This window comes from Rathayibacter sp. PhB1 (genome assembly GCF_004362935.1).
GTDB classification, from domain to species: Bacteria; Actinomycetota; Actinomycetes; order Actinomycetales; family Microbacteriaceae; genus Rathayibacter; species Rathayibacter festucae.
The window spans coordinates 387891-400214 of sequence record NZ_SNYD01000003.1; the positions used below are offsets into that span (position 1 = coordinate 387891).

The following is a 12324-nucleotide window of genomic DNA, read 5'->3' on the forward strand; positions in this document are numbered from 1 at the left end:
GCAGAGGGCGTATCGAGATCCACCCGTCAGACGACGCCGGGTCTCGATACGCGGCTGCGCCGCTACTCGACCAGCATGCAGGGGCGGCTGCGCCGCTGCTCGGCCAGCATGCAGGGGGGCGTGCCGCGCCGCGGCTCCTCGGGCGGCGGCGGAGCGCGTCAGAGCCAGCCGCCGTCGACGACCCAGTTCTGGGCGGTGCACATCGCGGAGTCGTCGGCCGCGAGCCAGAGGACCAGGCGGGCGACGTCCGCCGGGACGAGGCGGCCGGGGAGGCACTGGCTGCGGTCGATCTGCTGCTCCGCCTCGGGGGTGACGACCTGCTCGAGCTGCCGCTCGGTCATGATCCAGCCGGGGATGACGCAGTTCACCCGCACACCGCCGGCGCCGAGCTCGCGGGCCAGGGCGCGGGTCATGCCCTCGATCGCGGCCTTCGCGGTGATGTAGCCGACCAGCTCGACGAGGTCGATGTGCGCGCTGATCGAGCCGAGGTTGATGATCGAGCCGGCGCCCGCGCGCAGCATCCCCCGCGAGACGACCCGCGCGGCGAAGAACTGGTGGCGCAGGTTCACGGCCATCCGGTCGTCCCAGTAGGCCGGATCGAGGTCCTCGACGGTGTGCCGGGCGTCGTTCGCCGCGTTGTTGACAAGCACGTGAGCCGGGCCGAGCTCGGCGGTGAGCCCCTCGATCGCGGCCTCGAGCGCCGTCACGTCGCGCACGTCGCAGGCGGCGAAGCGGACGGCTCCGCCCAGCTCGCGGGCGAGCGCCGCGCCCTGCTCGGCGTCGATGTCGAGGAAGCCGACCCGCGCACCCTGCGCCGCGAACTGCCGCACGAACTCCGCGCCGAGCCCGGATGCGCCGCCCGTCACGAGCACGGTCCGGCCCTCGAGGCTCGGATACCGGGCGTACGCGCTCACCGCACACCCTCCCGCGCGGGCACGACGATCGAGCGCCCGACGCTCCCGTGCTCCAGCGCCTCGAAGGCCGCGCCGATGTCCTCGAGGGCGAACCGCTCCCCCACCAGCTCGTCGAGCGGCAGCGCGCCCCTGCGGTACAGCTCGAAGATCCGCGGTAGATCCAGCTGCGGGATCGAGGACCCGTAGAGCGAGCCGACCACGCGCTTCTGCTTCTGCACCAGGTCGTTCACCGGGATGCCCACGCTCTGCCCGACCCGGCCGAGGCCCACGGCGACGGCCGTCCCGCCCTGCTGCAGCATCGCGACGGCCGAAGCCAGCGTCTCCGGCCGCCCGACCGCCTCGACCACCCAGGGCACCCCGCCGGGGACGAGGGCGAGCAGCTGCTCGACCGTGTCGCCGCCGCCGATGGAGCCGGAGGACCCGTCGATCGCGTGCGTCGCGCCGAGCCGCCTCGCCAGCGCCAGCCGATCCGCATCCACGTCGACCGCGACGACGGTGGTCGCCCCGGCCGCCCGGGCGCCCATCACCGCGGAGAGGCCGACGCCGCCGGCGCCGATCACCACGACCGCGTCGCCGAGGCACGCGCCGATCACGTTCAGCACCGCGCCGACCCCGGTGATCACCGCGCAGCCGGCGATCGCCGCGATCTCGGCCGGCACGTCGTCCGGCACGCGCACCACGCTCCGCTCGGGCACGACCACCCGCTCCGCGAAGCAGGACACCCCGAGCAGGTGGTGCACGGTCTCGCCCGCGGCGCTGAGCCGGCTGGTGCCGTCGAGGAGACCGCCGGACGCGGCCTGCACCGGTCCGTACTCGCACATGATCGGCCGGCCGGCGACGCACTGTCGGCAGCGGCCGCAGTTCGGCCGCCAGAGCAGCGCCACCCGGTCGCCGACGGCGAAGCCCTCGCGGAGGTCCGGCCCGAGGGCGACGATCCGGCCGGCGCCCTCGTGGCCGGGCACCACCGGCAGCGGACAGCGCAGATCACCGCGCAGGTAGTGCAGGTCGGAGTGGCAGACGCCCGCCGCGTCGATCTCGACGAGCAGCTCGCCCCGGCCGGGATCGGCGACGTCGAGCTCCTCGACGGCCAGCGGCGCGCCGAACTCCCGCAGCACCGCCGCGCGCATCCGCGTGCTCATCGCGGTCCTCCTGTCGTGCCGGTCGTCGTGGTCCCCTCGTCGTGCATCGGGCGGTTCCGCCCCGCCCGGCTCAATGCGACTCCCGCATGACGCCGGGCCCGGTCGCCCCGGTCAGGAAGTCCAGGTCCGCGCCGCGCTCGGCCTGCTCGACGTGGTCGACGTACAGCCGCTCCCAGCCGCGGACCGGCGCCGCGTAGGCGGCCGTGGTCGCGGCGGACGGACGGCGGGCCGCGAGGTCCTCGTCGGTCACCAGCAGCGTCAGCGTCCGCGCCGGGACGTCGAGCTCGATCAGGTCGCCGTCCTGCACCAGCCCGAGCGCACCGCCGACCGCCGACTCCGGCGTGACGTGCAGCACGATCGTGCCGTAGGCCGTGCCACTCATCCGTCCGTCGCAGATCCGCACCATGTCGCGCACGCCCGCGTCGAGCAGGCGCTTCGGCAGCGGCATGTTCGCGACCTCGGGCATCCCCGGGTAGCCGCGCGGACCGCAGCCGCGCAGCACCAGCACCGAGTCCGCGGTGACATCGAGCTCCGGTGAGTCGATCCGCGCGTGCATGTCCTCGACCGAGTCGAAGACGACCGCCGGACCGCGGTGCCGCAGCAGCGCCGCCGTGGCCGCGGCCGGCTTGATGATCGCGCCGGTCGGCGACAGGTTCCCGCGCAGCACGGCGATGCCGGCCGCGGGCAGCAGCGGCGACTCGGCCGTGCGGATCACGTCGCGGTCCCAGACCTCGTGCCCCGGCAGCTCGTCGACGAAGGGCGTGCCGAGCACCGTCACCGCCGTCGGATCCAGCAGCGGCCGCACCTCGTTCATCACGGCGAGGAAGCCGCCCGCGCGGAACAGGTCCTCCATCAGGTGCGCGCCGGCCGGCTGCAGGTTGACCAGCAGCGGGACGTCCGCGCCGATGCGGTCGAAGTCGTCGAGGTCGAGCTCGACACCGAGGCGGCCGGCGATCGCGAGCAGGTGCACCACGGCGTTCGTCGATCCGCCGATCGCGGCGAGCGCCACGATCGCGTTGTGGAACGCGGCCTTCGTCATCACGTCCGCCGGCGCGAGCTCCTCCTCCACCATCGCGACGACGCGGTTGCCCGTCGCGTGCGCGAACTGCAGCAGCCGGCTGTCCGAGGCGGGGACGCCCGCGACGCCGGGCAGGGTCATGCCGAGCGCCTCCGCGACGCAGGCCATCGAGGACGCGGTGCCCATCGTGTTGCAGTGCCCGCGGCTGCGGATCATCGAGGACTCGGACTGCACGAAGTAGTCGCTGTCGAGCGCGCCTGCCCGCACCTCCTCGCTCAGGCGCCAGACGTCGGTGCCGCAGCCGAGCGTGCTGCCGCGGAAGGTCCCGTTCAGCATCGGCCCGCCGGGCACCACGATCGCCGGGATCCCCACGCTGGCGGCGGCCATCAGCAGCGCCGGGATGGTCTTGTCGCAGCCGCCGAGCAGCACCAGACCGTCGATCGGATTGGCGCGGAACAGCTCCTCCGCCGCCATCGCGACCATGTTGCGCCAGAGCATCGCAGTGGTCCGGACGGTCGTCTCGCCGAGCGAGATGACCGGCAGGTTGTAGGGGATCCCGCCGGCCTCGTAGACGCCGTTCTTCACGCTCTGCGCGACTTCGTCGAGGTGCGAGTTGCACGGCGAGAGGTCGGAGGCGGTGTTCGCGATCGCGATCTGCGGTCGGCCGTCGAAGGCGTGGTCGGGCGTGCCGCGTCGCATCCACGCCCGGTGCAGGTAGGTGTTGCGGTCGTCGCCGCCGTACCACTGGGCGCTGCGGACGGCGCGGCCGGTGCGGATCACCGGGCCGAGGCCCGTGGGCCGGCCGGGGTTCTCGTCGTTCATCGGGGGACCGATCTGCCGTCGCGGCGGTGAGGGAGGCGGGCCAGGCCCGCGTCGGTGAGGTCGGCCGGGAGCGCGGAGGCCGGTGCCCCCTGGTAGGCGATCGGACGGAGGAAGCGCCGGATCGCGGTCGCGCCGACCGAGGTGTGCTGCGAGGTCGTGGCGGGCCACGGTCCGCCGTGGTGCTGGCCCCAGGTGACGCTGACGCCGGTGGGCCAGCCGCCGAAGACGACGCGGCCGGAGCGCTCGGCGAGGACGGCGACGAGCGCGCCGATGTCCTCGCCCGGCGCGCTGTGCACGGTGGCGGTCAGCGATCCGTCCAGGTGGGTGAGCGCGGCGAGCACCTCCTCCGGCGAGCGGTACTCGACCAGCAGCGTCAGCGGGCCGAAGCACTCCTCGAGCAGGACGTCGCTGTGCCGGACGAAGTCGTCGACGGTCGTCACGAGCACCACGGGCGTCGTCCCGTCGGCCTGTGCACCACGGGCCAGGACGCGGACCCCGTCCGCCGACTGGAGCCGGTCGGCGACCGCGGTGAAGGAGTCGGCGATCCTCTCGGTGAGCAGCACCGTCCCCGGCAGACTCTCGACCCGCTCGGCCACCGCCTGGCGGAACGCGGGTCTCGATACGCGCTGCGCGCTACTCGACCAGCATGGAGGCGTGCCGCCTCCTTCCCCTGCCGACCCGCTCGCAGGGGCGCCGCCGTCCCATGCTGATCGAGTAGCCCTCACAGAGGGCGTATCGAGATCCACCGCCGCCGGCACGAAGACCACGCCGGGCTTGGTGCAGAACTGCCCGCCGCCGAGCGTGAAGGAGGCGACCAGCTCGGCCGCGAGCGCCGACCCGCGCTCCTCGACCGCGCCGGGGGTGATCACCACGGGGTTCACGCTGCCGAGCTCGCCGAAGAACGGGATCGGCTCGGCGCGCTCGGACATCGCGTCCATCAGCGCGGTCGCCCCCGGCAGCGAGCCGGTGAACGCCACGGCGCGCACCTCGGGCGCTGCGACCAGGACGAGCCCGGCCTCGCGCCCCTCCACGAGCTCGAAGGTCCCGCGCGGGGCGCCGGCCTCCTCCAGCGCCCGATCGACCACGGCGGCCGTGCGCCGCGACAGCTCCGGATGCCCGGGGTGCGCCTTCACCAGCACCGGGCAGCCCGCGGCGAGCGCCGACGCGGTGTCGCCGCCGGCGACCGAGAAGGCGAAGGGGAAGTTGGAGGCCGAGAAGACCGCGACCGGCCCGAGCGGGCGGAGGAAGCGGCGGATCTCCTGCGAGCCGTCGCCGCCGATCGTGCCGGCGACGTCGATCGAGGCCTCCAGGTACGAGCCCTCCTCGAGCACGTCCGCGAAGAGCCGCAGCTGGCCGGTCGTGCGCGCCACCTCGCCCCGCAGCCGCTCGACGCCGAGGTGCGTCTCGGCCTCGGCCACCTCGACCAGGTCGTCGCGCGCCTCGTCGAGCCGCGCCGCGATCCGGCTGAGCCAGCCCGCCCGCTCCTGCCGCGAGGAGGCGAGCACCGCCGGAGTCGCGGCCGCCGCCGCCGCGACGCGCAGCTCGGTGAGCCGGGACCCGGCCGCGGCCTGCACGCGCTCCTCGTCCGCCTCGATGCTCATCGCGGCACCACGAGCGCGATCGGGCCGCTCCCGGCCGACACCTCGACCTCGACCGACGTGCCGCCGGCGGTCACCCGGTAGCGCCCGGCGAAGCCCCGCAGCGGGACGCAGCCGTCCGCCCCGGTCCTCGCGGTCGTCTCGGCGTGCCACCACTCGCGGCGGATCAGGTCCTGCAGCGCGTCGTAGCCGGGCTTCCGGCTGCCGTCGCGGCGGAGCAGCCCGGAGGGCGCCCCGAGCCAGGCGCCGTCGTCGGTCAGCCCCCAGTAGGTCAGCGACTCGACCGCCGGATGCGCGAGGACGCTCCGGTAGTGCCGGACGAGCTCGTCCGCCTGCCGCGCCTCGCCCTCCTCGGTGCTCGGCCAGGAGTCGACGACGTAGTCGTTCAGGTCGCCGATCTCCGGCGGCATCAGGTCGCCCGAGAGCAGGGTCGTCTCGGTCATCTGCAGCGGCAGGCCGAAGCGGGAGAAGCGCTCGAGCACCTCGGCGATCCGGTCCTCGCCGCGGTAGCCCTGGTGCATGTGCGTCTGCAGGCCGATCGCGTCGATGGCGATCCCCGCGTCCAGGCACTCCTCGATCACGTGCTCGTACTCGCTGGAGAGGTCGAAGTCGTTGAGGACGAAGCGCCCGCCCGAGCCGACCGAGCGGGCCTCCTCGAACGCCAGCCGGATCATGCCGACCCGGCCGAGGCGCTGCGCGAGCCGGGTGATCGCGTTCGGCTCCGCCGTGAAGCGGGGCAGGATCACCGTCTCGTTGATCGCGTCCCAGACGTCGACGACCCCGGCGAAGTCGGCGACCTCGCGGCGGACCCGCGCGCGCAGCACCTCCTCCACCTCGGCGTCCTCGAGCGGCAGCAGCCACTCCGGCGCCAGCGTGTGCCAGACGAGCGGGTGGCCCTTCACCCGGACGCCGCGCGCGGCGAACCACTCGGCCGTCCGGCGCAGCCGCTCGGTCTCGGGGCGCCCGCGCTCGGGCTCGAACGCCCGCCAGTAGAAGGGCAGCGTCACCGTGTCGAAGACACCGAGCCAGGCGTCGGCGAGCAGCTGCGGATCGGAGTCGACCCTGCCGCCGAAGAACTCCGAGGCGTCGCCGCCGGTGGAGAGCGGCGGGCCGCCCAGCCAGTCGAGGAAGTCGAAGCCGATGCTGCCGAAGCCGAACGCGTGCCGCAGCTGCTCGGTGGTCACGTCCACGCCGGCGACCGGCCGGCCCTGCTCGTCGACGACCCGGACGTCGGTCGTGAGCGTGCGCGCGCCGAGGTCAGCCACGCTCGCCCCGAGCGCCGGGGTACCAGTCGTCCAGCGTGTTCTCGGCGATCGCGATGAACACGTCGTCCGGGCGGACGCCCTCGGCCTCCAGCCGGCGGGCGACCGCCTCGAACATCGCGGCCTTGGTCTCCCTGTCGTACATCCGGACCATCAGGACGCGCACGTAGACCACGTCACGGCGGTCGCCGCCGAGGTAGTGCGGGTCGGCGACGAGGTGGCTGGCGGGCAGCGGGTGGATGACCTGGAAGCGGTCCTCCGCATCCATGCCCAGGCCCTCGACGAGGCCCGCGTTGACGGCCTCCGCGTAGGCGAACCGGGTCTCCTCGGGGACGGTGTCGGCGACTTCGATGGTGACGAGAGGCATCAGGCCCACGCTTCCTTGCTCACGCGCACATCGGCGCTGGTTCGTACGGACTCCTCGATCGCGAGACCGAGGAGATGGTCCTGGCAGGCCTCGGCCAGCGGATAGGGCGCGGGGCCGGCGTCGCGGGCCCACCGCCCGGTCGCCTCGAGGAGGTCGGCGACGGCGAGGTCGTCCTCGGACAGCCGGGTCCCGACCCACTCGTTGCGCCAGACGATCCGGCCCTCGAAGGAGGCGGTGACCACCTCGTTGCCCTCGAGGTTCATGTCGATGCCGGTGCGCCGGTAGGAGATCGGCGAGACGATCACGCCCTCCTCGGTGAGGTGGGTGACGCTGTCGTCGGCGATCTCGCCGAGCGAGCCCCGGATCACGATCCGCCGGCTGAGCAGCGGGTTCCACCACTGGTTGTCGACGAAGTCGTAGAGGCCCGTCCGGCCGTCGCCGAAGTCGAGGGTGCCGATCGTCGTGGTCCGCGGCTCGGGCGACGGGTCCTCGCGCCAGCCGTCGAAGGTCAGCGGATCGGCCTGGGGCGCGGTGAAGGCGCGGGCGCTCACCACGGCCTCGGCCATGCCCGCGCCGAGGAAGCCGCGGATCAGGCTGGTCGCGTGGTACAGGTGCGTGGACGCGATCTGCACGGCGGTGGCCTCGCCGATCGCGCCGCTCCGGACGACCGCCTGCCGCGCCGCGTGCCCGGGCATCAGCATGTACTGCTCCGCGACCTGCACCTGGGCCGAGGCGCCGAGCGCGCTCCACAGCTCGCGCAGCCCGTCGGCGGTGGGCGCGGGCGGGGTCTCCGCGAGCACCGGCACGCCGAGCTCCGCGAGCCGGATCGTCACGCCCGGCATCGACGGCCAGGAGACGGCGGCGATCACGAAGTCCGGCCGGTGGGCGAGGGCCTCCTCCAGTGTCCGGACGACGGGGGCGTCCCAGCGGGCGCTCATCCGCTCCTCGGCGGCGCTGGAGTTCGCCACGATCGCCACGGCGCGCAGCCGCTCGGGGGCGGTGCGGGCCAGGCGGAGGTAGAACTCGGAGCGCCAGCCGGTCCCCACCACCGCGAACGTCATCGGCTCAGTCATGTCGGACCTTCTCTCTGTCGATACGGGGTCGTGCTCGATCGTGCCGTCGTGCTGCGGAGGGGATCGCGTCGTCGTCGCCGTCACGCCTGCGTCATCCCGCCGTCGACGACGAGCTCGGCGCCGGCGATGAAGCTCGACTCCGCCGTGGCGAGGAAGAGGACCGCCGAGGCGACCTCCTCGGGCCGGCCGATGCGGCCGACGGGGATCTGCGCGGCGACCGCCTGCTCGACGGCGGCGGACCCGCCGGTGAACCGGTCGAAGCCGGCGGTGGCGATCGGGCCGGGGCTGACCGCGTTGGCGCGGATCCGCCGGTCGGCGAGCTCGGCCGTCAGGGTGCGCGCCAGCGAGCGCACGGCCGCCTTGGTCGCGTTGTAGACGGAGTGCCCGGGCCCGCCGTTGTGCCCGGCGATCGAGGAGACGAGGACGATGCGCCCGCCGTCCGCCATCGCCGGCACGATGCTCCGGGCGGTCAGGAAGGTGCCGCGGAAGTTGAGGTCGCTCACGTGGTCGAACATCTCCGGAGTGGTGTCGACGATCGGCGTCGCCTCCACGTCGCGCCCGGCGTTGAGGACCAGGACGTCGACGGCGCGGCCGTCCTCGCCGACGGCCCGCGCCAGCTCGTCCAGGTGCTCGAGCGTCGAGCCGTCGCCGACCACGGTGCGCACGGCACCGCCGGTCTCCGCGCGCAGGGCCGCCGCGCGCCCCTCGCTCGTGCCGGTCGCGATCACGTCGGCCCCCTCGGCGACCAGGCGGAGCACGATCGCCCGCCCGATCCCCGCGGTGCCGGCGGTGACGACGGCGAGCGCCCCGTCCAGCCGGGCGCTCACTTGAGCGCCCCGGCGGCCAGGCCGCGCTCGAAGGAGCGCTGCAGCAGCAGGTACGCGACGATCACCGGGACCGCCGTGATCACCGAGGCGGCCAGGACTCCCGTCTGGTCGTTGGTGTACTGGCTGGTGAAGAACGAGGGCAGCAGGGTCACCACCTGCTTGTCCGGGTCGTTCAGCATCAGCAGCGGCAGCAGGAACGCGTTCCAGCTGTTGATCAGCGTGAGCACCACGATCGCGCCGGCGATCGGCCGGGTCAGCGGCAGGACGATGTACCAGAAGACCTTGACGATGCTCGCCCCGTCGACGCGGCCGGCGTCCATCAGCTCGGTCGGGATGCCGGCGAAGAAGCTCCGGGCCAGCAGGACCGTGAACGGCACCTGCAGCGCGGCCAGCGGCAGGATCACCGCGATCAGCTGGTTGTAGACGTCGAGCGTCGACGCGGTGACGAACAGCGGCGTCAGCAGCACCGCCTCCGGCATGGTCAGCGCCGCGATCAGCAGCCAGAACCACACCTCCTTGCCGCGGATGCGCAGCTTGGCGAAGCCGAAGGCCGCCAGCATCGTGAGGACGTAGACGATCGCGACGGTCGAGACCGCGACGATGATCGTGTTCCGGAAGTAGGTGGGGACGACACCGGTCGCGAAGACCTTGCCGTAGTTGCCCCAGCCGGCGCCGGCCAGCGAGCCCTGCACCATCGCGACGAGCGCGAAGAGGAACGGGAGGACGATGACGGTCGCGAGCAGCTGCACGCCGATGCGCGAGCGGACCGTGCGGAGTTCGAACACGTCGGGCCTCAGCTCTCGTCGGCGCGGCGCCGCAGGTTCATCAGGACGCCGCCGCCGACGGCGAGGACGAGGAGGGCGATCGAGATCGCGGCCGCGTAGCCGAAGTGCTTCTCCGCGACCATGGTCTGGTAGATGTACGTGCCGAGGAACTCGGTCGCGTGGTTCGGCCCGCCCTTGGTCACCAGGTACGGCACGTCGAAGGTCTTCAGCGCCCCGATGATCCCCAGCGTGGCGAGCGCGATCGTCGTGCCCTTGCACATCGGCCAGACGATCGCGACGAGGGTGCGGAGGTTGCTCGCCCCGTCGATCCGGGCCGCCTCGAGGATCTCCGGCTCGATCTGCGCCATCGCGGCGTAGAAGAGGATGAAGGTGAGTCCCGTCCACTGCCAGACGGTGACGGCCATCACGACCGGCATCGCCGTGGCCGGATCCGCGAGCCACGGGTGGGCGAGCCCGCCCAGCCCGACGCCGCGCAGCAGCTGGTTGAACTGCCCGTCGACGTCGAAGATCGAGCGGAAGACCGGCGCCATCGACGCCGGAGCGAGGACGGTCGGCACGAAGATCAGCACCTTGTAGAGCGGCGCCAGGGCGATCCGCGAGTGCATGATCGCCGCGAAGGTGAAGCCGACCGCCGTCTGCACCGCGAAGGTGACGACGAAGAAGACCGCCGTGTGCCCGATCGCGCCCCAGAACACGCGGTCCTGGAACATCTGCACGAAGTTGTCCGCGCCCACCGACTCCGACGGGCTCAGGATGAACCCGTTCCAGTCGAGCGTCGAGACGTAGCCCGTGTAGCCGATGGCGAAGTAGATCATCCCCAGCACGAGGACGATCGCCGGGAGGATCCAGATCATCCCGGGCCCGAGGAGCATCCGCTTCCGCCGGCGCTGCGGGGCGGGCTCCACGCCTCGAGCGGCGCGGTCGGGCGCTCCCGCCCCGGATCTCGCGATGGCCGTTGTCATCTCAGCTCCCTTGCCTGATGCCCGTCGCGGGCGGCCCGATCGGCCGCCCGCGAGGTGGATTCGGTCCTACTTCTGGTCGTCGACGACGGACTGCAGACCCTGGAGGGCCTGGTCGATGTCCGTGTCCCCGGAGGCGACGCCGATCAGCGCGTCCCGGAAGGCGGTGTTGAGATCCGCGCTGACCGTCGCGAAGCGCGGGTCGGTCGCGGCGCTCGCCGTCGCCGTGTACTCCTTGAGCGCGTCCAGCTGCGCGTCCGGCGCGACGAGGTCGATGCCGTCCCAGTCGGGCTGCACCCCCGCCAGCGACGGGATGTCGTTCAGCGTGTTCGCGACGGCGGTCTGGCCGGCCTCGGAGGTGGTCAGCCAGACGGCGAACGTGGTCGCCGCGGCCTGCGCGTCGGACTTGGTGCTCACGGCGAGGCCGTAGTCCGCGTCGCCGAACATCTGGCCGACGTTCCCGGTGCCCGCGACGTCCGGGAACTGGATCGGCACCATGGTGAACGGCTCGGGGTCGGCGACTCCGGCGGCCTCCATCGCGGTGATCATCGAGTCGCGGACGGTGTACTGGGTGTACCAGCTGCCCATCATCACCATCGCGTACTTCTCCGACATGAAGGCGTTGTTGGCGTCCGGGTACTGCTGCAGGCCGATGGCGCCCTCCTGCATGATCCCGTCGTCGAAGAGGTCCTTCCAGATCTGCATGCCCTGCTCGAAGGCGGGATCCGTGTAGTCCATCTCGCCCGCGGCGGCCTTGGCGTAGGCGCCGGGCTCGATGTTCTGCATGATCGCCTCGAAGGTGTCCATGTCGAAGGCCCACTGGCCGGCGCCCTGGACGAAGCAGCCCTTGCCGGCCGCCTCGAGGGTCTGGCAGACCTGGACCCATTCGTCGTAGGTGGTGGGCGCGGTGACGCCGACCTCGTCGAGCATGTCCTGATTGACCCAGATGCTGCCGGAGTAGACGGCGCCGGCGGAGAGGCCGACCACCTTGTCGTCGACGGCGAGGCCCTCGACGCCCGAGGCGGCCAGCTTGTCCTGCCAGTCCGCGCCGAGCTCCTCCTCGACCGCGGGGCCGAGGTCGATGGCGCCGGCCTGGAAGGTCTCGACACCGCCGTTCGCCGAGCCGGGCGCGACGTTGAAGACGTCGGGGCCGTCGGCCGAGGTGATGGCCGGGCCGAGCACCGAGTCGTAGCTGTCGATCGGCTTCGAGACGAACTCCACCTCGATGTCCGGGTACTCCTCGTTGAACGAGGCGATCAGCTTGTCCGCCAGCGGCTTGTCCGGGGTCCAGCCCCACCAGGTGATCGAGCCCTCGGTGGCGGAGCCGGGATCGCTCGAGGCTCCTCCCCCGCCGCCGCTGCAGGCGGTGAGCGAGACCGCCAGGACACCGGCCGCGACGAGCGCGGCCCTCCTCGGCCAACCGAACGTCTTCTTCGACATCGCGCTACTCCTTCGCTCCGCGTCGTCGCGGAGTGTCCGTGGATCGAGGTGCGGCGCCGCCTCCTCGGGCGACTCGCAAAACTTGCTTGCAACTTACTGCGCAAGTTGCGCACGAGTTGC

At 72.8% G+C, this 12324-nt stretch carries 11 protein-coding genes; all 11 read right to left on the reverse strand.

Going from position 1 to position 12324, the window contains the following annotated elements; translation table 11 throughout:
• Positions 1–158: 158 nt before the first annotated feature.
• The 11 genes from EDF17_RS09550 to EDF17_RS09600 all read right to left on the reverse strand — a co-directional run bounded on the left by EDF17_RS09550 (position 159) and on the right by EDF17_RS09600 (position 12204).
• Positions 159–914: an SDR family NAD(P)-dependent oxidoreductase gene (locus EDF17_RS09550; RefSeq protein ID WP_123446878.1), complete on the reverse strand. Its 756-nt coding sequence runs from the start codon at positions 912–914 to the stop codon at positions 159–161.
• Entirely contained in the window at positions 911–2053 is a 1143-nt protein-coding gene (locus EDF17_RS09555; protein WP_208110593.1) for a zinc-binding dehydrogenase, read from the reverse strand. The genes EDF17_RS09550 and EDF17_RS09555 overlap by 4 nt, the downstream gene beginning before the upstream one ends.
• Before the next feature lie 70 nt (positions 2054–2123).
• Positions 2124–3893 carry an IlvD/Edd family dehydratase gene (locus tag EDF17_RS09560; RefSeq protein WP_123446879.1) on the reverse strand — a complete coding sequence of 590 codons (1770 nt, stop codon included), beginning with the start codon at positions 3891–3893 and terminating at the stop codon, positions 2124–2126.
• The gene (locus tag EDF17_RS09565) at positions 3890–5494 is read right to left on the reverse strand and encodes an aldehyde dehydrogenase (NADP(+)) (RefSeq protein ID WP_123446880.1); all 1605 of its coding nucleotides are present in this window, start codon (positions 5492–5494) and stop codon (positions 3890–3892) included. The genes EDF17_RS09560 and EDF17_RS09565 overlap by 4 nt, the downstream gene beginning before the upstream one ends.
• A complete protein-coding gene (locus tag EDF17_RS09570; RefSeq protein ID WP_123446881.1) occupies positions 5491–6756 on the reverse strand; it encodes an endo-1,4-beta-xylanase in 1266 nt (421 codons plus the stop codon). The genes EDF17_RS09565 and EDF17_RS09570 overlap by 4 nt, the downstream gene beginning before the upstream one ends.
• Positions 6749–7120 carry a tautomerase family protein gene (locus EDF17_RS09575; RefSeq protein ID WP_133671971.1) on the reverse strand — a complete coding sequence of 124 codons (372 nt, stop codon included), beginning with the start codon at positions 7118–7120 and terminating at the stop codon, positions 6749–6751. Before EDF17_RS09575 ends, EDF17_RS09570 begins: the two co-directional genes overlap by 8 nt.
• On the reverse strand, positions 7120–8193 hold the full coding sequence (locus EDF17_RS09580; RefSeq protein ID WP_123446883.1) for a Gfo/Idh/MocA family oxidoreductase: 1074 nt from the start codon (positions 8191–8193) through the stop codon (positions 7120–7122). Before EDF17_RS09580 ends, EDF17_RS09575 begins: the two co-directional genes overlap by 1 nt.
• An 80-nt stretch (positions 8194–8273) precedes the next feature.
• The gene (locus EDF17_RS09585) at positions 8274–9020 is read right to left on the reverse strand and encodes an SDR family oxidoreductase (protein ID WP_123446884.1); all 747 of its coding nucleotides are present in this window, start codon (positions 9018–9020) and stop codon (positions 8274–8276) included.
• Positions 9017–9805, reverse strand: a complete 789-nt coding sequence (locus EDF17_RS09590) for a carbohydrate ABC transporter permease (protein WP_123446885.1) — start codon at positions 9803–9805, stop codon at positions 9017–9019. The genes EDF17_RS09585 and EDF17_RS09590 overlap by 4 nt, the downstream gene beginning before the upstream one ends.
• 8 nt (positions 9806–9813) lie before the next feature.
• Positions 9814–10767 (reverse strand): sugar ABC transporter permease, encoded by a 954-nt coding sequence (locus EDF17_RS09595; RefSeq protein WP_208110594.1) that lies wholly within the window; start codon positions 10765–10767, stop codon positions 9814–9816.
• Between the two features lie 66 nt (positions 10768–10833).
• A complete protein-coding gene (locus tag EDF17_RS09600; RefSeq protein ID WP_123446886.1) occupies positions 10834–12204 on the reverse strand; it encodes an extracellular solute-binding protein in 1371 nt (456 codons plus the stop codon).
• Positions 12205–12324 lie beyond the last annotated feature (120 nt).

What these genes read in the sequence shown, in the direction of transcription:
- EDF17_RS09595 (WP_208110594.1), bottom strand. Translation starts at nt 10,767, where the DNA reads ATGACAACGGCCATCGCGAGATCCGGGGCGGGAGCGCCCGACCGCGCC.
- EDF17_RS09565 (WP_123446880.1), bottom strand. Translation starts at nt 5,494, where the DNA reads ATGAGCATCGAGGCGGACGAGGAGCGCGTGCAGGCCGCGGCCGGGTCC.
- EDF17_RS09600 (WP_123446886.1), bottom strand. Translation starts at nt 12,204, where the DNA reads ATGTCGAAGAAGACGTTCGGTTGGCCGAGGAGGGCCGCGCTCGTCGCG.
- EDF17_RS09555 (WP_208110593.1), bottom strand. Translation starts at nt 2,053, where the DNA reads ATGAGCACGCGGATGCGCGCGGCGGTGCTGCGGGAGTTCGGCGCGCCG.
- EDF17_RS09580 (WP_123446883.1), bottom strand. Translation starts at nt 8,193, where the DNA reads ATGACTGAGCCGATGACGTTCGCGGTGGTGGGGACCGGCTGGCGCTCC.
- EDF17_RS09575 (WP_133671971.1), bottom strand. Translation starts at nt 7,120, where the DNA reads ATGCCTCTCGTCACCATCGAAGTCGCCGACACCGTCCCCGAGGAGACC.
- EDF17_RS09560 (WP_123446879.1), bottom strand. Translation starts at nt 3,893, where the DNA reads ATGAACGACGAGAACCCCGGCCGGCCCACGGGCCTCGGCCCGGTGATC.